This window comes from Deinococcus aetherius (assembly GCF_025997855.1).
Taxonomy (GTDB): domain Bacteria; phylum Deinococcota; class Deinococci; order Deinococcales; family Deinococcaceae; genus Deinococcus; species Deinococcus aetherius.
Window position 1 is genome coordinate 108,729 of the sequence record NZ_AP026562.1, and the last position, 19,185, is coordinate 127,913.

Here is a 19,185-nt window from a genome sequence, read left to right on the forward strand (position 1 = left end):
GGCCCGCCGCCTCACCCCGCCGGGGCGCTCAAACGGGTCGGCGTGTCCTGCGGCCGGGGGGTGGGGCGGGCCGCGAGGTAGCCCTGGACGCGGTCGCACCCCGCCGCCCGCGCGGCGGCGAGCTGGGCCGGGGTTTCGACGCCCTCGGCGACGACCTCGAGCCGCAGCTCGTGGGCGAGGGCGCGAACCGCGCCGACCACCCGCGCGGCCGAATCCGAGGTGGTGAGCGCCGCGACCAGGGCCCGGTCGAGCTTGAGGGTGTCGAAGGGCAGCCGCAGCAGCAGATTGAGGTTGGCGGCACCCGCCCCGAAGTCGTCGAGGGCGAGCCGGACCCCCAGGTCGCGCAGGGCGCCGAACTGCCGGGCCGCCGCACCCAGGTCGCGCACGACGACCCGCTCGGTGAGTTCGAGTTCGAGGCTCCCGGGGTCGAGGTGGTGGCGGGCGAGGGCCGACTGCACGGCCGCCACGAAGCCCTCCTGGGCGAACTGCACCGGGGAGACGTTGACCGCCAGGCGCCCGAAGTCGCGCCCCTCGCGGCGCCACGCGGCCAGAACCCCGCAGGCCGCGTCGAGGACCCACGCCCCGACCGGCACGATCAACCCGGAGTCCTCGGCGGCGGCGATGAAGGTGGCGGGGGAGACGGGGGGGGCGCCGGGGGGCTGCCAGCGCAGCAGGGCCTCGAAGCCCACCCGCGCGCCGGTGCGCAGCTCGTACTGCGGCTGGTGGTGCAGGCTGAATTCCCCCCGCCCCAGGGCGGCGCGCAGGCCGTGCTCGATCAGGAGCCGCTCGCGCGCCCCCGCCTCCATCTCGGGGGCGAAGCGGCGCAGGGCGTTCTTGCCCGCGCGTTTGGCCTCGTACATCGCCAGGTCGGCGTGGTGCAGCAGGGTGGGGCCGTCGCCCCCGTCCTCGGGGCAGACGCTCACCCCGATGGAGGCCGTCACGCCCACCTCCCCCCCGCTCACCTGCAGGGAACGCCCCAGCGCGTCCGCCAGGCGCCGCGCGAGGACCTCGGCCTCGTCGTGGGTGCGGGCACTCGGGGCGAGCACCGCGAACTCGTCGCCGCCGAGCCGGGCCACCAGGTCGCCGCCCGGCACGGCGCCGCGCAGGGCGTGGGCCACCCCCACGAGCAGGTCGTCCCCCGCCGCGTGCCCGAACGAGTCGTTCACGGCCTTGAAGCCGTCGAGGTCCACGAAGAGCACGGCGAAGGGGGGCCGTTCCCCCGCGCGGGCGCGGGCGGCGGCTTCCTTCAGGGCCTCGCCGAAGGCCGCGCGGTTCGCCAGCCCGGTGAGGGCGTCGTGGTGAGCGAGCCGGGCGAGGGCCTCGGCCTGGCGCCGGGCGTGTTCGGCCTCGCGCCGGGCCCAGGCCTCGCGCGTCTGGGCGGAGAGGACCCCGACGCGCTGGCGGGCCTCCTCGCTGAGCCTCGCGCGCTCGCAGGCGTGCTGCGCCTTGAGGTGGGCGAGGGCCGCTCCCGGGTCGCCCAGCGCCTCGTGCGCCTCCACCAGCGCCCCGTGCAGCTCCTCCACCAGGCGGGGCAGCCCCAGCTCCGCCGCGTCCCCGAGCGCGCCTTCGAGGGTTTTCCTGGCCTCCGGGAGGCGCCCCTCGCGGATGAGGAGCAGGCCGAGGCGCTGGCGCTGGCGGGCCTCGGCCTTGCGGTTGCCCGTCTCCCGCGCCCGGGCGAGGGCCGCCTCGTGCCGCGCGCGGGCCTGCCCCAGGTCCCCCCGGGCGAGGTGGGCGCGGCCGAGGTGGTCGAGGGCCACGGTCTCCACCATCGCGAAGCCCACGCGCCGCGCCCCCTCCACCCCGCGCTCCAGCCACGCCAGGGCCTCCTCCAGGCGGCCCTCCTCCAGGTAGGCCACCCCCAGCCCGGTGAGGGCGGAGGCTACCCCCTGGGGGTCGGAGATCGCCCGCGCCACGTCGAGGGCCTCCTGAAAGACGAGCCGCTGCGCCTCGTGGTCGCCGAGCGAGCCGTAGAGGTTGGCGAGGCCCGCCATCGGCCGGGGCAGCCCCGCGAGGTGGCCGAGTTCGCGCAGCAGGGCGACGCTCTGCTGCTGAAACCCCAGGGCCGCCGTGTAGTCGCCGAGGCCCGCGTGGACGTGCCCGAGGTGGCTCATGGCCTCCGCCTCGATGACGCGCTCGCCCGCCGCCCGCGCGGCCTCCAGCGCCTCAGTCGCGTACCGCAGGGTGGTCGCGTAGTCGGCCGTCTGAAAGGTCTCCCAGGCGCGGCGGTTGGCCTCGCGGGCGCGGTGGGCGGCGTCGGGGGAGGCGGGGGTGGGCGGGGAGGTCACGCGCGGTCCCCACCGGCCGCCGGGGGGCGGTGCCCGGGGCGTCCCGCCGCGCCCGACCGGGAGGCGGGGCGGCGGGGGGCGCACTCGGGAACCTGGGCGCTCGGCGGCACCCCGGGACTGTAGGCCGGTGAGCCTCACAGGGCCCTTACGGCGGGACCTTAGAGGGGCGGGCCTCCCCCGGGGGCCGAGGTTCATGCGGGCCCGTTGTAAGAACACGGAAGGACGGGCCGCGCACGATGGAGGGATGGTGCCCTGGTTCCACCCGCCTCGCCTGTCCGCGCGCCGCCCGGCTGGGGCCGCTCCTCTCGCTGGCCGCCGCGCGCCGGGGGAGGGAGCGTGAGGGCCGGGGCGGGTGCGCCCCCGGAGGCGCCGGATGAGGCCGCTTCCGCCGGGTGGGGCGCGCTGCTCACCCGCTGGGCGGCGGCGTCGCGCACCCTGTCGGGCGCCGAGGCGGCGGAGGTGCCGCGCCGGCTCGGGGAGGACGCGGCCGGGCTGCTGGGGGCCACCCGGGCGGCCTACGTGTTCGGGCAGGAGGGGGAGGCCGCGCCGTGGGGGGAGGAGCGCGCGCTCGCGCTGGCCCGGCGCGCCCTGGAGACCGGCGAGGTTCAGGGGCTGCACCCGGCCTGGGGCGAGGCGCTGCTGGCGGCGCCGCTGCTCGACCCGGCCGGGGGGCACCTGGGGGCGGTGGTGGTCGCGCGCTCCCCGGCGCGGCCCTTCGGGGAGGCGGACGCGGCCCTGCTCGGCGCGCTGGCCTGCTCGGGGGCGGCGGCGCTGAGCCGCGCGCGGGCCGTTCAGGCCGCCCAGGACCGCGCCGAGGAGTTCCGGATGCTCGCCGAACTCTCGGGCGTCACCCTGGCGCACACCGAACCTGCCGCCGTCGCCCAGGCCAGCCTGGAGGCCTGCCGCACCTTCCTGGGCGCCGATCACGCCGCCTACTACGCCCCTGCCCGGCAGGTGAGCGCCGAGGTCGGCGAGGCGCCCGGCCCCTACCGGGCGATGTTGAGTGCCCAGCAGGCGCGGCGGGCTGCCGGCATGTCCTCCCGGGCCCGGCGGGGCGTGCAGGCCACCCACGCCTACCCGCAGGAACCCGACGCGCGGCCGGACCTCGTCGCGGCGGGCGTGCGCGGGGTGGTGGTGGCCCCGGTGGTGCTCGCAGACGGGGAGGTCGAGGGCGTGGTGAATCTGGTGTGGTTCCGTGACCTCCCGGCGCTGCCCAGGGCGGCGCGGGCCCTGGCCGGTCGGGCCGCCGAACTGATCGCCCGGGCGGTCGAGCGCGAGGTCCACCTGCACGCGGTGGAGGCCACGCGCGAGGGGGCGCTGCTCGCGCTGGGGCTGGCCCTGGAGGCGCGCGACCTGGAGACGAGCGGGCATACCCGGCGGGTGGTGGCGCTGGCGACCCGGCTGGGCGCGGTGTTGGGGCTGCGCGGGGACGTGCTGGAGGAGCTGCGCCAGGGCGCGTACCTGCACGACCTCGGCAAGCTGGCGGTGCCCGACGCGGTGCTGCTCAAGCCGGGCCGCCTCACCGCCGAGGAGTGGGCCACCATGCAGACGCACGCGGCGCGGGGCTTTGACCTCGCGCGCCAGATGCCCACCCTGGGCGCGGAAACCCTGCGGGTGGTGCGCCACCACCACGAGCGCTGGGACGGCGCGGGCTACCCGGACGGCCTCGCGGGCGACCAGATCTCGCTGGGAGCGCGCATCTTCGCGGTCGTGGACGTGTACGACGCCCTGACGAGCGAGCGGCCCTACAAGCGGGCGTGGAGTCCCGGCGAGGCGCTGGGCGAACTGCGCGCCCAGGCCGGGCGGCACTTCGACCCGCAGGTCGTGGAGGCCTTTCTCTCGCTCCCGGCGTGACGGGCAGGAGCGTCAGGCCAGCGTCTTGCCCCCGTTCACGGCAAGGGTCTGCCCGGTGACGAAGCTCGCTCCCGGCGAGGCGAGGTACGCGACGAGCGCGGCGACCTCCTCCGGGGTGCCCGGCCGCCCGAGCGGGACACCCCGGGTGTACGCGGCGAGCGCCTCCGGGTTCGTACCCGCGTGGCGCTCGACCGGCACCCAGCCCGGCGCGACGAGGTTGACGGTGATCCCGTCGGGCCCGAGTTCCACCGCCCACGAGCGCGTCAGCCCCACCATCGCCGCCTTCGCCGCCACGTAGTGCCCGAACTCGGGGTTGCCGAGGTCCACCACCTCGCTCCCGATGTTGACCACCCGCCCCCCCAGGGCCCGCAGGTCGGGCAGGGCCGCCTGGAGCAGGAGCAGGGGGGCCTTGACGAAGAACTCCAGTTGCCCCAGGTGGTCGCGCCAGGTCTGCCGCTCGACCGGGATGGTGGGCTGCGGGCCAGTCGCGTTGTTCACCAGGACCGCGACCGGCCCGAGTTCGGCGCGCACCTGCGCCACGCCCCCCGCCACCGCCGCCTCGTCCGTCACGTCGAAGCGCAGGGCCCGCGCCCGGCCTCCCCCCGCCACGATCTCCTGAACGGTGCGCGCGGCCCCCGCGTCGTCGTGGGCATAATTCACGGCGACGGGCCAGCCGTCACGGGCGAGACGCAGGGCCATCGCCCGGCCGAGGCCGCGAGACGCGCCCGTCACCAGGGCGCAGCCTTTGGGGGTGGAGGTGGGGGTGGCAGAGTCGGCCATGGCCGTATCCTGCCACCCGGCCGGGCGAAAGGCGAACCCTACGTGACGTAATTCTGCCACAAAGTTTCGTTACCAGCGTAAAATAGATCGAGAGCGGCCCCCGATCTTCGACCCACGCGGCCCGACAAAGGACAGACCATGACCAAGCTCAGCAAGAAAAAGGACACGCCCGCCGCCCCCCTGCACGAGGACGCCCTCGCCGCCTTCGCCGCGCTCGTGGCGACCGCCGAGGTGGAGAGCGACGTGCGCGCGCTGCGGGAGGGCGGGGCGGACGAGACCACCCTGAACGAGCAGCTCACCCGCGAGCTGGGGCTCGCCCACGACCGCTGGGGGCTGGGGCTGCTCCACCTGCGGCACGAGGCGCAGCTTGTGCGGGAGGGCGAGCGCCCCGACGTGGCGCTGCTCGTGGACGGCACGCCGCGCGCCCGCGTCTCGGAGGGGGCCCGCGCCCTGGCCGCCACCTACGCCGCCATGCAGGCCCTGGGGGCCGAGGGGCTGAGCGAGTGGGGCGTGCTGGAAGACGGGCACCGGGTCACCCTGCGCCCGGGACTCGGGCAAATTCGGGTGCTCGTCGAGGACGCCCGCGACTTCGAGACGCACTGGACGGCCGAGCGCGGCGGCGTGTGGACCCGCACCTGGCGCAAGGGCGACACCCTGGGGGTGGAGGTCCACCGCCCCGCCTCGCCCGCCACGGCCCTTGCCGACGCGGCCTGGGACGTGATCGCCTCGATCAAGGACCGCAAGTTCCAGCGCGAACTCATGGAGCGGAGCAACAGCGTGGGGATGCTCGGAGCCCTGCTGGGGGCCCGGCACAGCAGCGCGGGAGACGCCCTCGCGCAGCTTCCCGAGGCGCACTTCACGGTGAGTTCCGCCGTGATCCGCGAGACGGGGCGGGGCGCCCGCGACCCGGAGCGCTGGAAGGCCATGCTGCGCGAGGGCCAGGAGAGCCTCGACGCCCTCCAACAGGCGGGTACGAAGCGCCTCGCGGCGGTCCTGAGCGGCGGGTTGCGGTAGACCCGCCGCGCGGGGCGCCCGCCTCCTTCCTGGCGTTCGGGGGGAGACGGGCGCCTCGCCCTACGATGGGGCGATGAGTGCCGAACCCGCCCTCGACCACGCGGCGATCCTGCGCGTGCTGGGTTCGGCCTACGGGCTGGCCCCGCGCACACTGACCTTTATCCCTGGCGGCACGGCGCCCGCCTACCGCGCCGACGGGACGCACGGTCCCCTCTTCGTCAAGGTGCTGCCGAACACGGCGGCGGGGGCGGTCACGGCCGGGCGGGTCGCGGCGGAGGTGCCGCTGCTGCACGCCCTGCACCGGAGCGGCACCCTGACCCGCGTTCCCCGCCCCGTGCCCACCCTGGGCGGTGCCGACCTCACGGAGGTGGAGGGCCACCCGCTCGTCGCCTTCGGGTGGATCGGGGGAACCTCGCTGGGGGCGGGCTGGGAGGCGGCGCTCGGCGAACTCGCGCCCCTGCTCGGCCGCCTGCACGCCGGGACGGCGCGGGTCACGCGCGGGGTCTCCCGGCTGCCCGTCCCCCCGGAGGACTTCGGCCTTCCCTTCGAGGGCGGGCTGATGGAGGACCTGCGGTTCCTGCGAGACGTGCCCCGGGGGGTCCGGCCCGGGGTCCACGCCCTGCGGGGCCTCCTGCTGCCGCGCGAGGACGACCTGCGGCGGCTTCTTTCGCGGGCGCGGGCCTTCCAGGCGGCGGCCCGCGCCCGGCCCCCACCCTTCGTCCTGTGCCACACCGACGCGCACGGCGGGAACGTCATGCGGGACCCGGCGGGGGAGCTGTGGATCATCGACTGGGAGACGGCCCGGCTCGCGCCCCCCGAGCACGACCTGTGGATGTTGCACGCCCGGCTGCCCGAGGTCCTGCCCGCCTACGAGGAGGCCGTGGGGCGGGGCGTGAGGCTGGACCCGGGTGTGCTGGGCCTCTACTTCTGCCGCCGGGTGCTGGAAGACCTCGCGTTCGACGTGGACCTGATCTTGCACCACAACACGCGCCCCGAGGAGGACGAGGCCAACCTCGCGGTCGTGGAGCGGTTCGTGCTGCCCGGCCTCGACCGGGTCGAGGACGATCTGGACGGGTTGAGGCGGGCCCTCGGGGCGCGCCGTCACTGACCGCCGCGAGGAGGGGGGGGCTAAGGAAGCTGATAGGCAACGCAAAGTAAAATCTTCGCCCAGACGCCCTCAATCCCCTCTCTGTCAAACACTAAACGGGGTTGGTGCTGATCTTCGGCCCGTCGGGTGCGGAACTCCGAGAGCACCGTGTGGTCGAAGCCGGGATCAGCGAGGTCTAAGCCCTGGGCGTACTTCCAATCCAGGCGGCCCCGAACGGCGTCCGCAGCTTCACGGTCGCTGAGCCCTTCGGGAAATTGAAACACCGTGATCAGCGCGAGTCGCCACGGTGACCAGGCGGGCTGACCGCGTCTCGGAAATAAGTGGGCCAGGTCGGTGTCCTGGTACAGCGCGCCGTAAGCATCGCGGAGCCACATGATGGCGTTCCCTTTAGGGAACGCGGCGCGGGCCACCCGTGTGGTGTCTTCGGGAATCTCGCCGAGGGGTTCAGGACGCAGGCTCATGGCCCGGTGTGCATCCCCCGCTGAATTCGCCACCAGTATCCTCAGGGCGAGGGTTGTTGGGGAAGGTGGCCTCGCGTGCCGGAGCGGGTCATGCCCGGTCAACACCACGGGTTATCTCCGGCTGTTCGCTCTTGGCCCAGGCTTCGCCGTTCACGCTTTCTGCCCGGCCCCGGGGGCCATAGGCGGATCATCCACGGCGGTCAGCCACTTTGAGAGCAAGTGTTCAGACAGCCGCCACAGGCGTTCCTGCGCGGCCTCATCGTGGGCGGCCGGGTGGGCCCGCCGAGGTCTCTGGCGGTCGAAGTACCCCCCGCTCAACCCGCGCACCTCGGGCGAGGTCGCCAGATACAGACTCGTTCGCGCGCCCTGTTCGGGCGTGATGCGAAAGAGCTTGGTCAGTGAGAACACGACCTGGATGAGCCCTCCGGGGTTGTAGTTGAAGCCCGAGCGCACCGCCCCCGGATGCAGGGCGTTGCTGGTGACGCCCGTGCCGCGCAGGCGGCGGGCCAGGGCATTCGAGAACAGCACGTTCATCAGCTTGCTCTGGTTGTAGGCCGCGTAGCCGGAGTACCCCCGCCGGAATTCGGGGTCGTCCCAATGAATTCGCCCCAGGCGGTGGGCGACAGAAGAAACGTTGACTACACGGGCGTCCCCGGTTTCCGACGCGGCCGTGTGCAGCGGGTCCAGCAGCAGACGGGTGAGCAGAAAGTACGCCAGGTGGTTGAGGGCGAAGGTGTACTCGAAGCCGTCTACCGTCTCGCGGCGCTCGCCGAAGAGCCCGCCCGCGTTGTTCACCAGCACGTCGAGCCGCTTGTGCCGCGCGCGGACCTCCTGTGCCACGCGGCGCACCTCCCCCATGCTCGACAGGTCGCCCACGTACAGTTCGGCGCCCTTTCCAGTCTCGGTCCGAATCTCTTCCACCACCCGCTGACCCTTGGCGGCATTGCGGGCGGTGAGCAACACCTGGTGGCCCTGCCGGGCCAACTCGCGGGCGGTCACCCGGCCGATACCGTCGGTCGCCCCCGTGACGAGCACGATCTTCTGCAACGTGGGCGGGGTCATGCTCGCCCCTGAAAGAAGGCCTGAGACCGGGGAAGAGGGGCGCTTCTGGACATGGAACCTCCAACGTCAGCGTGAAGAGTAAACAACCAGTTGGTTGCCTGAATGTAGGGTGAGGCAGGTGATAGAGGAAGTCAACTATCTGGTTGGTTGAGTGCTGCGTTCAGTACAGTGGAGGCGTGAAGCGTGATGCCCGGGCTACCCGCCAGCGCATTCTCGGCGCCGCCACGGCAGAGTTTTCCCAGTATGGGCTGGCGGGAGCGCGCGTGGACCGCGTTGCGGCGGCGTCGGGGAGCAACAAGGCCATGATCTACGCCTACTTCGGCAGCAAGGAGGGCCTGTTCGAGGCGGTGGGCGAGGCGCTGGTCACCTGGCACCTGAACGAGGTGCCGCTCGACGCCTCCGACCTGCCGGGGTACGCCGCTCGGGTGTTCGACCGCTACCAGCAACACCCGGAACTGATGCGCCTGGTGGGCTGGGACCGGCTGGAGCGCGGCGGTGTGGGCGGTCAGGCACCGGGCATGATCGAGACCGCCCAGGGCAAGATTGAGGCCATCCGCCGGGCGCAGGAGGCGGGGTTGATCGACGGTCACTTCCCCGCCCCCATCCTGTTCGAGCTGATGCTGGCCTTGATCGAGTTGCGGGTGTACACCGCCGACTCCCAGGACGAGCGGGCCCTGACCGAGCGCCGGAACGCCGTGAGAGACGCGGTGGCTCGTCTGGTCGAGGTGAGGTCTCCTGCTCGTCCGGCTGGGACGAGCACACGCTGGGAAGAATGAGCGCCCAGGAGAGGTCGTGGACGCTGCGGCTGAGGGGATGGGGTGGCTTAACGTACTAAAATTTCCGCATCCTGTCTCAGCCCCGGCTCGGGTACGCCGAGTTGTCGCGCCACGAGGGAACTGAGCGAAAAGTCGCTCCCCGGCGGTGCGCGCACCTCATCGCGGGTGAGCCGTCCACCTGACCCCCGCCGGTGTTACTTTTTCCGGGGCCGGTGTTAGATTCAGGCATGACCTCCGACACTCCGAAGCTCGGCAGCGACCGGCAGCACCAGATCCTGCGGCGCGCGCTGGCGGAACGGGTCGTGCGGATCAAGGACCTGGCGGCCGACCTCGGGGTGCATGAGATGACCGTGCGGCGCGACCTCGACCAGCTCGCCGAGCAGGGCTACCTGGAACGCGTGCACGGCGGCGCCCGGTTGCTGGAGAAGACCAGCGAGGAACTCGCCCACCAACTGCGCGCGACCAAGAACACCGAGGCCAAGGAGGCGATGGCCCAGGCCGCCCTGGGGCTAATTCAGGACGGGGACGTGGTGGCCCTCGATGCCAGCACCACGGCCCTCGCGCTCGCCCGCATCCTGCACGCTCGTAAGGTCAGCGCCATCGTGAGCGGACTCGACGCGGCGAACGTCCTCGCCCAGAACGGTGTGCCCTTCCTGATGGTGGGGGGGAACTTCCACGCCCCCGCCCGCTCCTTCGTCGGCGCGTTCTTCCTGGACACCATCGCCCGGCTGCACCCCGACAAGGTGTTCTTCTCGGCCAAGGCGTTCTCGCCCGAGATCGGCTTCACCGACCCCCATCTGCCCGAGGTGGGGGCCAAGCAGGCGTTGATCCGCTCGGCCAGCACGGTGGTCGCGCTGCTCGACGCCTCCAAGTTCGCGCGCCGCGCCCTCGCCACCATCGCCACCCTCGATCAGGTGGACACCCTCGTCACGGATGCCGACCCGCCCAAGGACATTCGCGCCACGCTGGACGCCGCCGACCTGCAACTCATCATCGCCAGAGCCACGCCGTGAGGGCACAGGCACCAGACGTGCCTGTGGCAAAGCAGTTTGGTGGTCAGCCCCCCGGGTCGTCGGTGATGCCTCTCTACGTCGGTGGCGCTCGACGACGGGGGTTTGTCTTTCAACTTCCGCCGGAACACACCCGGTCCGCGCGCCTGCTGGGCGTCGCCGGGCTCCCGGACTTTACGGGAGAGCCCCGTGCTGGCACAGAACTTACATCGGTAGAACAAGTTGTTCCATCTTGTTGTCGAGGTGCGTTGACGGACTTGATCATCCATACGTTCGGCGTGTCTGCGGGGGCGCCCCTGCTCGGCGGCGGCGGGGGAAGCGCACCGCCAACGGTCCTGTTGCTCGGGAACGCGTCAGACCGGGATGTTTCCGGCACCGCCCCCGCTGGCGTCCATCGCGGCGACGCGGTGCCCGGCCTCGCCGAGGGACCGAATCAGTGCGCCGAGTTGCGGAAAGGGTTCGGGAAGGGCCATCTCAACCCTCCCGCACGAGAAGGATGTCGAGCACGCGGGGGCCGTGGACGCCCTCCACCCGGCTGAGTTCGATGTCGCTGGTGGCGCTCGGCCCGCTGATCCAGGTCAGGGGCCGACCGCTCAAGACGCTGCCCCGCAAGCGGGCGACGGCCTCCGGAACGTTGTCCACGACCTGATCCTCCCGCAGGACGCACACGTGGTGGTCCGGCACCAGGGTCAGCGCCCGCCGCCCCTGCCCGGGGCCGTGGTCGAGGACGACCGTGCCGGTCTCCGCCACCGCCAGCGCCGCGCCCGTGACCACCGTCTGCACCGCCGTCAGGTCCGTCACGCCGGGCTCGTCGCGGGTGACCGCGAAGCCACCGGGCAGCCACCCGGCGGGGAGGTCCTGCGGGACGGCCACCCGTTCACTTCCGCGCGCCAGGAGAAGGTCGCGCAGGGCGCCCGGCACCTCCGCCGCCGCCAGGCGCCGCACGTTCGCGCGGTACTCGGCGGCGTACTCGGCGAATTGCTCGACGATCTGCGCGCGGGGGCGGGTGGAGGGGCGGACGGGGCGGCGCTCCAGCGGCTCCTGTTCCCGGGCGCCGATGCGGTTGATGCGGGTCAGGATCTCCAGCCGCGCCTCGCCGCTCACGCTGGCCCCCTGTCCCCTCGCTGGGGGGCGAGGAGTTCGCCCTCGCTCGTCTGGGCCTGGCCGTCTGTCTCGCGGGGCTGCGGGGCGGGGCGCCCGCGCCACCACTCCCGGAAGGTCTGGGGCGGGAAGGCGGGGAGGTCGCGCGCCTCGGTCCAGCCCCCCAGCATCCCCGGCAGGGCGTGGATGGCCCCGTTCTTCACCAGGGGGCCCTGCCCGCTGCGCGCGAGCTTGATCGCCCCCTCGAAACGGTGAGGCTCGCTCATCACCCAGGCGGCGGTCTTGAAGGCGATGGCCTCGGCGCTCAGGGGCTTCTCTTCCGTGATCTTGCCGCGCAGGTACAGCAGCACCTCGGGGATGTTGATCTTCACCGGGCAGGCGTCGTAGCACGCCCCGCACAGGCTGCTCGCCCAGGGGAGGGTGTTCGCGTTCCTGTCCTCCAGGTGCAGGAGTTGCGGGGTTAGAATGGCGCCGATGGGGCCGGGGTACACGCTTCCGTAGGCGTGGCCGCCCACCCGCTCGTACACCGGGCAGACGTTCAGGCACGCCGAGCAGCGGATGCAGCGCAAGGTCTGCCGTCCCACCTCGTCCGCCAGCACGTCCGTCCGCCCGTTGTCGAGGAGGACGAGGTGGAACTCCTGCGGGCCGTCCCCGGGCGTCACGCCCGACCAGAAGGAGGTGTAGGGGTTCATGCGCTCGGCGGTGGAACTCCTCGGGAGCAGCCGCAGGAAGACCGCCATGTCCTGCCAGGTCGGCAGCACCTTCTCGATGCCCATGACGCTGACCAGGACCCCCGGCATGGTGACGCACATGCGCCCGTTGCCCTCGGACTCCACCACGCAGACCGTGCCGCTCTCGGCGACCGCGAAGTTGGCGCCCGAGACGGCCACCCTCGTCGTCAGGAACTTCTCGCGCAGGTAGAGGCGGGCGGCCTCGGCGAGTTGTTTGGGCTCGTCGGTCAGGAGTTCGGCGCCGAGCTTGCGGCGGAAGAGGTCCCGGATCTCAGCGCGGTTGCGGTGGATCGCCGGGACGAGGATGTGGCTGGGGCGGTCCTCGGCGAGTTGCACGATGAGTTCGGCGAGGTCGGTCTCGATGGCGTGGATGCCGCGCTCGGCCAGGGCCGCGTTCAGCTCGATCTCGTCGGTGGAGATGGACTTGACCTTGATGACCTCGCGGGCGCCGTGCGCGGCGGCGATGTCCGCGACGATCCCCCGCGCCTCCGCCGCGTCCCGCGCCCAGTGCACCCGGCCCCCACGGGCCTGCACGGCGGCCTCCAGGTCGAGGAGGGCGTCGGCGAGGTGCGCCATCACGTGATCCTTGAGGGCCGCGCCCTCGTCGCGCAGAGCTTCCCAGTCGGGCAGCTCCGCCACCGCCCGCAGGCGCTTCTCGCGGATGGTGGTGGTGGCGTGCCGGAGGTTGCGGCGCATCTGGGGGTTGGCGAGCGTCACCCTGGCGGCCTGCTGGAATGGCCGGGCGGGTTTGATCCCCCCGGCGCTCATGCGAACACCTCTTGCTCGGTGCTCGCCAGGATCTCGGCGAGGTGGACGGTGCGGGTGCCCGCCCGCAGGCGGCTGAGCCCCCCACCGATGTGCATCAGGCAGGAGTTGTCCCCGGCGGTGCAGGCCTCGGCCCCCGTACTCATCACGTTTTGCACCTTGTCGGCGAGCATCGCGGTGCTGGTATCGGCGTTCTTCACGCTGAAGGTGCCGCCGAACCCGCAGCACTGGTCCACGGCGGGCAGCTCGACGAGGTTCAGGCCGCGCACGTTCCGCAGCAGCCGCAACGGAGCGTCCCCCACCCGCAGAACCCGCAGGGCGTGGCAGGTCTGGTGGTAGGTGACCCGGTGCGGGTAGTACGCGCCCACGTCCTCCACCCCGAGGTGCCCCACCAGGAACTCGCTCAGCTCGAACACGCGGGGCGTCAGGGCGTTCACCTCCTCCAGCAACCGCTCGTCCCCCGCCCACTCGGCCGCCCTGGGGTAGAGGTCGCGGACCATGCCGACGCACGAGCCGCTGGGGGCGACGACGACTGAAGCGTCACGGAAGGTCCGGGCGAAGTGGCGGACGAGGTTCAGGGCGTCCTCCTGGTACCCGGAGTTGAAGTGCATCTGGCCGCAGCAGGTCTGCGCCGCGTTGAAGCGGACCGTCTGCCCCAGGCGTTCGAGGAGCCGCACGGTGGCCTCCCCGGTGCGGGGAAACATCGCGTCGTTCAGGCAGGTGATGAAGAGATCGACGATCAAGGGTCTTTACCTCTGGGGCGGTGGCGTGGCCGCTCCACGGGGGGCGGAAGTGACCACGGGGGAGGAGCTGGGGGAGGGCCGGGTATCCCACTCTAGTCCTGAGAGACGACCTCATCCGCCCTACGCCGAACAGTGAGTTCGCGGAACCGCTCGCGCTCCCCGGCGGGCACGGGGCCGCCCGGCGGGAACGTCGTCAGGGCCCCGGACGCCCGCACGACTTCCCGCACACTCCCCCTGGGAACGCTCCCGCTCGCCTCCGCCTGCACGAGCAGGTTGCCCATCAGGGTCGCCTCCACGGGTCCGGCGACGACGGTGCGGCCCGACAGGTCGGCGACGCGCCGGTTCAGGAGCCCGTTCTGCGCGCCCCCGCCCACCACGTGGACGGTGCGGATGGGCTGCCCCTGCACGGCCTCCAACTGTTCCAGCACGTCCGCCGTCCGGTGGGCGAGGCTTTCGAGCACACAGCGCACGATCTCGGCCGGGGTCCGGGGGACGGGCTGGCCGGTCTGAGCGCAGGACGCCTGCACCCGGGCGGGCATGTCGAGGCCAGGGGGGAGGAACCGGGCGTCGTCGGGGTCGATCAGGGGACCTCCCGCCGGGACGTTCCCCGCCCCCTCGTACAGCGCGGCGAAGTCGGGATTGCCCCAGGCGCGGCGGCACTCCTGCACGATCCACAGGCCCATGACGTTTTTCAACAGGCGAGTTGTGCCGTTCACCCCGGCCTCGTTTGTCAGGTTGGCGGCGCAGGCGGCGTCCGTCAGAACGGGCCCCGGCGTCTCGACCCCGACCAGACTCCACGTGCCGCTCGACACGTAGGCCCAACCCGTCTCGCCCGCCGCAGCGGGAACGGCGGCGACGGCGGAGGCGGTGTCGTGCGTGGCGGGGGCGATCACGCGGGTGCCGTGCAGGCCCGTCTCGCGCACGACCTCCGGGCTCAGCTCCCCCAGGTCGGTCCCCGGCAAGGCGATGGGCGGGAGGAAGTGGGTGGGGAGGTTGAGGGCCTCCAACAGCGAGGGCGCCCACTCCCCGGTTCTCGGTTCGAACAACTGGGTCGTACTCGCGTTCGTCCGCTCGGTCACCCGCGCGCCGCACAGCCAGAAGTGCAGGAGGTCGGGGACCATCAGGAGCGTCCGGGCCCGGGCCAGCCGCTCGGGCGGCTCGGCCGCGAGTTGGTACAGCGTGTTGAAGGGCAGGAATTGAATCCCCGTCGCCCCGTAGATCGTCCCGTCCCCGAGCCGCGCCCGCACCCGCTCCATCACGCCGCCGAGCCGCGCGCTGCGGTAGTGATGCACCCCGCCGAGGAGTTCGCCCCCGTCGTCGAGCAACCCGTAGTCCACCGCCCAGGAGTTCACGCCGACGCTGGCGACGGGGCCACGGCCGGAGGCGAGTCTCAACCCGTGCAGAATCTCGCGCCACAGCCCGAGGACGTCCCAGTACAGCCCGCCGCGCACGGGGACGCCGCCGTTGGGAAAGCGGTGCAGGATCTCGACGCTCAGCCGCCCGCCCTGCACCGTCCCCAGGGCGACCCGGCCGCTCGACGCCCCGAGGTCGACGGCGACGTGACGCGAACCCTGCCCCTCAGCGGACATAGGCGATGGGCACCCCGCCGTCCACGGTGAGGATGCCGCCCGTGGTCTTGCTCGCGGCGGGCGTGGCGAAGAAGAAGGTGGCCTCGGCGATGTCCTCGGGCAGGATGTTCACCTTGAGGGTGTTGCGCTGGCGGTAGAACTCTTCGAGCTGATCCTCCCGGATGCCGTACGTCGCCGCGCGCTCGGAGCGCCACCGGCCGTCCCAGATCGCCGAGCCCGAGAGCACGCTGTCGGGCAGGACCGAGTTCACCCGGATGCCGTGCGCCCCGCCCTCCTCCGCCAGGCAGCGGGCGAGGTGAACCTCGGCGGCCTTCGCGGCGCTGTACGCGGCGGCGTTCTTCCCGGCGGCGAGGCTGTTCTTGGAGCCGATGAAGACGAGGTTCCCGCCCGTATTCTGCGCCTTGAGCACCCTGAACGCTTCCCTTGCCACGAGGAAGTAGCCGGTGGAGAGGATGCTCTGGTTCTTGTTCCACATCTCCAGGCTGGTCTCCTCGACGGGGGCGCTGGAGGCGATGCCCGCGTTGTTCACGACGATGTCCACGCCGCCGTAGTTCAGGATGGCCCGGGTGTAGGCGGCCTGCACCTGCTCCTCGCTCGTGACGTTCATCGGGGCGCTGGTGGCCCGCCTGTAGCCGCGCTCGCCCGTGATCTCCGTGGCGACCTGCTCGCCGCCCTCGGCGTTGAGGTCCGCGATGACGACGTGGGCGCCGTCCTGGGCGAGACGACGGGCGATGGCCCGGCCGATCCCGCTCGCCGCGCCCGTCACGAGGGCGACGTGCCCCTCCAGCACCCTCGGGGCGGGCTTCTGCGCGAGTTTGTACAGTTCGAGCGGCCAGTACTCCACGGCGTAGCTCTCGGCGGCGGTGAGGGAGACGAACCCCCCGAGGGCACTCGCGCTCTTCATGACCTGGACGGCGCGGAGGTAGAGCTGGCGCGACACGTCCGCCCCCTGCGCGTCCGGGCCGCTGTTCACCATGCCCAGGCCGGGGATGAGCACCACGCGCGGGCTGGGCGTGAACATCACGTCCCCCTCGCCCCGGTTCTCCTCGAAGTAGGCGGCGTACTCGGCCTTGAAGCGTTGGACGCCCTCCTTTGCCGCCGCGATCAGTGCGTCCCTGCCCTGCTCGGGGGTCCAGTTCAGGAACAGGGGCACCCGCTTGGTGTGGACGAGGTGGTCGGGGCAGGCGGCGCCGACCTGCGAGAGCCGCGCCGCCGCCCGCGAGTTCACGAACTCCATGACCTCCGGGCTGCGGTCCACGTTAAGGATGACGGGCCGCGCCCCCTTCATCGCCCCGCGCAGGACGGGCAGCACCTCGGCGAGGAGGGCGTTCGCCTCGTCCTGAGGCACGCTCTGGACCCCCTGACCGCCGAAGGGCTGCGCCTCCCCGTGCGCGTCCAGGTACGCCTGCGCCTCCCCGATGATCCGCAGGGTGGTCTCGTAGCTCTCCTTGGACGTGTCGCCCCAGGTCACCAGGCCGTGCTTGCCCATCACGACGGCCTCCAGCCTCGGATTCTGCCGCACCGCCGCGCCGATCTGCTGTGACAGGGTGAAGCCGGGGCGGATGTAGTCTACCCAGGCCGCCCGGTCGCCGTAAATCTCGCGCATGATCTCCCGCCCGTTCGGCGTGCAGGCGATGGCGATGATCGCGTCGGGGTGGGTGTGATCGACGTGCCTGGCGGGCACGAAGGCGTGGAGCAGCGTCTCGATGCTCTGGCGGGGACGGCCGGGCTCGAAGATGGTGCGCTCCAGGTACGCCGTCATCTCCTCGTCGGTCATGCTCGGTCGGTCGAAGAGGGGCAGCACCTCGCCCAGCTTCAGGCCCGCGAAGCCCTTCTCGGTGATGGAGGCGATGTCGCTGCCGGAACCCTTCACCCACAGCACGGTCACGTCGCGGCCCAGGTGGTCTTTTTCCACGCTCTTGGTGCTCGTGTTGCCGCCGTAGATGTTGACGAGTCGGCGGTCGGAGCCGAGCAGGTGCGAGCGGTAGGTCAGCGAGGCGAGCCCGTCGCTCTGCGGCGCCTCGGCGTCGTTCCAGCAGTTGGGAATCACGGTCTTGGGCTGGGTGGTCGTCATGGGTCCTCCGGGAAAGGGGCGAGAGGGGGCGGGTTCGGGACGGGCGCGATCAGCTCTTGACGGGGAAGCCCCCACCGGCGGCGGCGGTGCCGCGCTCCGCTACGACCTTGGCCTGGTAGCCGCTCGCCCGGTGGGCGGCGATGGGGTCTTCCGGGAGGCCGTGGGAGCGCCGCCACTCGGCGAGCAGGGGGCGAACGTCGGTGCGGAAGGCGTCGGTGAAGGTGCGGTGCGCCCCCAGCACGTCCCCGGCCGCCTGTGCGGCGGCGAGGCGCTCCCGGTCGATCAGCAACGCCTTCGCGTACGCCTCCTGGCAGTTCAGGACCGAGTAGAGCATCGCCTCGACCTTGGGCTCGATGTTGTGGCTCTGGTCGATCATGTAGGCGACGTTCCGCGCGGTGGTGCGGGTGAGGTCGTCCCCCGCCCCCTCCGCCGCGACGAGTTCCGCGTAGATGCTGAACAGCTCGAAGGGGTTGGTCGTGCCCACGATCAGGTCGTCGTCCGCGTAGCGCCGGGCGTTGAAGTGGAAGCCGCCGAGCCGCCCCTCGTCGAGCAGGAAGGCCACGATCTGCTCGATATTCACGCTCTGCGCGTGGTGCCCGAGGTCCACGAGGACCTGCGCCTTCTCGCCGATGGCGAGGCAGTGGGCGTAGGCCGCCCCCCAGTCGAAGAGGTCGGTGGCGTAGAAGGCGGGCTCGAACAGCTTGTACTCGACGAGCATCCGGCTTCCCTCGGGGAGGGCGTCGTGGACGCGCCCCAGCGCCTCCCGCACCCGCCGCTTCCTCGCCCGCAGGTCGTCCTGCCCGGCGTAGTTCGTGCCGTCGGCGAACCACAGGCTGAGGTCGCGGGAGCCCGTTTGCCGCATCACCTCCACGCACTCCAGCAGGTGCCCGACGGCCCGCTCGCGGACCTCCGGATCAGGATTGGCGATGCTCCCGAACTTGTACGGGTCGTCCTGGAAGACGTTGGGGTTGATCGCGCCGAGGGTCACGCCCCGGGACTCGGCGAAGCGGCGCAACTCCGCGTAGTCCTCCACCTCGTCCCAGGGAATGTGCAGGGCGACCGAGGGGGCGATGCCGGTGAGGCGGTGGACCTCGGCGGCGTCCTCGATCTTCTCGAACACGTCGCGGGCGGCGCCGGGCGCGGCGAAGGTCTTGAAGCGGGTGCCGGAGTTGCCGTAGCCCCAGGAGGGCGTCTCGATCCGTTGTCGGTCAAGGGCCTGGAAAAGTGCGTCGGTGTTCATCGGTCCTCCTGGGTGACGAGCCTGACGTCGGCGGCACCCGGCGCCGCACGGCTGTCGGCTGGGGGCGGTCGGTCGGTGATCAGGACATCCACCTGATCGATGGTGGCGAGGGCGCGGCGGGCGAACTTGGAAGCGTCGAGCATCGCCACAACGGTGCCGCCGGAGCCGGGTCGGGATGCAAGCGGGCAATCCGGTCCTTGGCCCCGGTGTTCCGGGGGGCACGCAGTTGGTGGGCGAGTTCCTCGCTGGTCTTCTCCAGCAACCGGGCGCCGCCGTAGACCCGCTCCAGGTAGCCCTGCTCGGCGAGCTGGTCGAGGTCCCGGCGCACGGTCATCTCGTGCACCCCCGGCTCCCTGACCCGGACCACGCACTCCGCCAGGGCACGCCGCAAGATCTGGTGCTGGCGCTCGGCGCCCACCCGGAAGACCTCGGAGACCATGCGCCACTCTAACATCAGATGTGCTGAAAATGACAAGCCCTTGCAATTTTTCGGGAAGGAGTGTTAGATGTGAACAAGGACCCGAACTCAGCCGCGCACCTTCCGTGGTGCGTTCTCTCCCGCCCCGGAGGCTCCCTTGCCGTCAACGCCCAC

The 19,185-nt window shown here is 72.2% G+C and carries 15 protein-coding genes and 1 pseudogene; 5 read left to right on the forward strand and 11 right to left on the reverse strand.

The genetic code is table 11. The annotated features are described in order from the left end of the window. Positions 1-11: 11 nt before the first annotated feature. Complete coding sequence (locus DAETH_RS20110) at positions 12-2,285, reverse strand: putative bifunctional diguanylate cyclase/phosphodiesterase (protein ID WP_264778403.1); 2,274 nt, start codon at positions 2,283-2,285, stop codon at positions 12-14. 336 nt (positions 2,286-2,621) lie between these two features. Here DAETH_RS20110 and DAETH_RS24580 point away from each other — a divergent pair, with 336 nt between their 5' ends. After that, entirely contained in the window at positions 2,622-4,139 is a 1,518-nt protein-coding gene (locus tag DAETH_RS24580) for an HD-GYP domain-containing protein (protein WP_319993762.1), read from the forward strand. Between the two features lie 12 nt (positions 4,140-4,151). Here the strand turns inward: DAETH_RS24580 and DAETH_RS20125 are convergent, their stop codons facing one another. Next, positions 4,152-4,919: an SDR family oxidoreductase gene (locus tag DAETH_RS20125; RefSeq protein ID WP_264778404.1), complete on the reverse strand. Its 768-nt coding sequence runs from the start codon at positions 4,917-4,919 to the stop codon at positions 4,152-4,154. Positions 4,920-5,057: 138 nt separating this feature from the next. Here DAETH_RS20125 and DAETH_RS20130 point away from each other — a divergent pair, with 138 nt between their 5' ends. Together DAETH_RS20130 and DAETH_RS20135 are read left to right on the forward strand one after the other, a co-directional pair. Continuing rightward, positions 5,058-5,933, forward strand: coding sequence for a DNA repair protein (locus tag DAETH_RS20130; RefSeq protein WP_264778405.1), 876 nt, complete (start codon positions 5,058-5,060; stop codon positions 5,931-5,933). 73 nt (positions 5,934-6,006) lie between these two features. Further along, on the forward strand, positions 6,007-7,041 hold the full coding sequence (locus DAETH_RS20135; protein WP_264778406.1) for an aminoglycoside phosphotransferase family protein: 1,035 nt from the start codon (positions 6,007-6,009) through the stop codon (positions 7,039-7,041). A gap of 116 nt (positions 7,042-7,157) precedes the next feature. Here the strand turns inward: DAETH_RS20135 and DAETH_RS20140 are convergent. Together DAETH_RS20140 and DAETH_RS20145 are read right to left on the reverse strand one after the other, a co-directional pair. After that, positions 7,158-7,502: pseudogene (locus tag DAETH_RS20140) on the reverse strand (transposase); the annotation flags it as partial. Between the two features lie 150 nt (positions 7,503-7,652). Next, a complete protein-coding gene (locus tag DAETH_RS20145; RefSeq protein WP_264778407.1) occupies positions 7,653-8,564 on the reverse strand; it encodes an SDR family oxidoreductase in 912 nt (303 codons plus the stop codon). A gap of 176 nt (positions 8,565-8,740) precedes the next feature. On the opposite strand from DAETH_RS20145, the gene DAETH_RS20150 reads away from it, so the two are divergent. Together DAETH_RS20150 and DAETH_RS20155 are read left to right on the forward strand one after the other, a co-directional pair. Further along, positions 8,741-9,340 carry a TetR family transcriptional regulator gene (locus DAETH_RS20150; protein WP_264778408.1) on the forward strand — a complete coding sequence of 200 codons (600 nt, stop codon included), beginning with the start codon at positions 8,741-8,743 and terminating at the stop codon, positions 9,338-9,340. 227 nt (positions 9,341-9,567) lie between these two features. Beyond that, on the forward strand, positions 9,568-10,353 hold the full coding sequence (locus DAETH_RS20155; RefSeq protein WP_264778409.1) for a DeoR/GlpR family DNA-binding transcription regulator: 786 nt from the start codon (positions 9,568-9,570) through the stop codon (positions 10,351-10,353). 471 nt (positions 10,354-10,824) lie between these two features. On the opposite strand, the gene DAETH_RS20160 is transcribed toward DAETH_RS20155, so the two are convergent. From DAETH_RS20160 to DAETH_RS20190, 7 genes are all read right to left on the reverse strand, one after another. Beyond that, positions 10,825-11,454 carry a LutC/YkgG family protein gene (locus tag DAETH_RS20160; RefSeq protein WP_264778410.1) on the reverse strand — a complete coding sequence of 210 codons (630 nt, stop codon included), beginning with the start codon at positions 11,452-11,454 and terminating at the stop codon, positions 10,825-10,827. Then, positions 11,451-12,950, reverse strand: coding sequence for a LutB/LldF family L-lactate oxidation iron-sulfur protein (locus DAETH_RS20165; RefSeq protein WP_264778411.1), 1,500 nt, complete (start codon positions 12,948-12,950; stop codon positions 11,451-11,453). Before DAETH_RS20165 ends, DAETH_RS20160 begins: the two co-directional genes overlap by 4 nt. Next, positions 12,947-13,690, reverse strand: coding sequence for a (Fe-S)-binding protein (locus DAETH_RS20170; RefSeq protein WP_264778412.1), 744 nt, complete (start codon positions 13,688-13,690; stop codon positions 12,947-12,949). The genes DAETH_RS20165 and DAETH_RS20170 overlap by 4 nt, the downstream gene beginning before the upstream one ends. 92 nt (positions 13,691-13,782) lie before the next feature. Further along, positions 13,783-15,279 carry a rhamnulokinase gene (locus DAETH_RS20175; protein ID WP_264778413.1) on the reverse strand — a complete coding sequence of 499 codons (1,497 nt, stop codon included), beginning with the start codon at positions 15,277-15,279 and terminating at the stop codon, positions 13,783-13,785. Further along, complete coding sequence (locus DAETH_RS20180; protein WP_264778414.1) at positions 15,269-17,353, reverse strand: bifunctional aldolase/short-chain dehydrogenase; 2,085 nt, start codon at positions 17,351-17,353, stop codon at positions 15,269-15,271. The genes DAETH_RS20175 and DAETH_RS20180 overlap by 11 nt, the downstream gene beginning before the upstream one ends. A 49-nt stretch (positions 17,354-17,402) precedes the next feature. Then, complete coding sequence (gene rhaI, locus DAETH_RS20185) at positions 17,403-18,593, reverse strand: L-rhamnose isomerase (RefSeq protein WP_264778415.1); 1,191 nt, start codon at positions 18,591-18,593, stop codon at positions 17,403-17,405. 79 nt (positions 18,594-18,672) lie between these two features. Then, on the reverse strand, positions 18,673-19,032 hold the full coding sequence (locus DAETH_RS20190) for a DeoR family transcriptional regulator (RefSeq protein WP_264778416.1): 360 nt from the start codon (positions 19,030-19,032) through the stop codon (positions 18,673-18,675). Positions 19,033-19,185 lie beyond the last annotated feature (153 nt).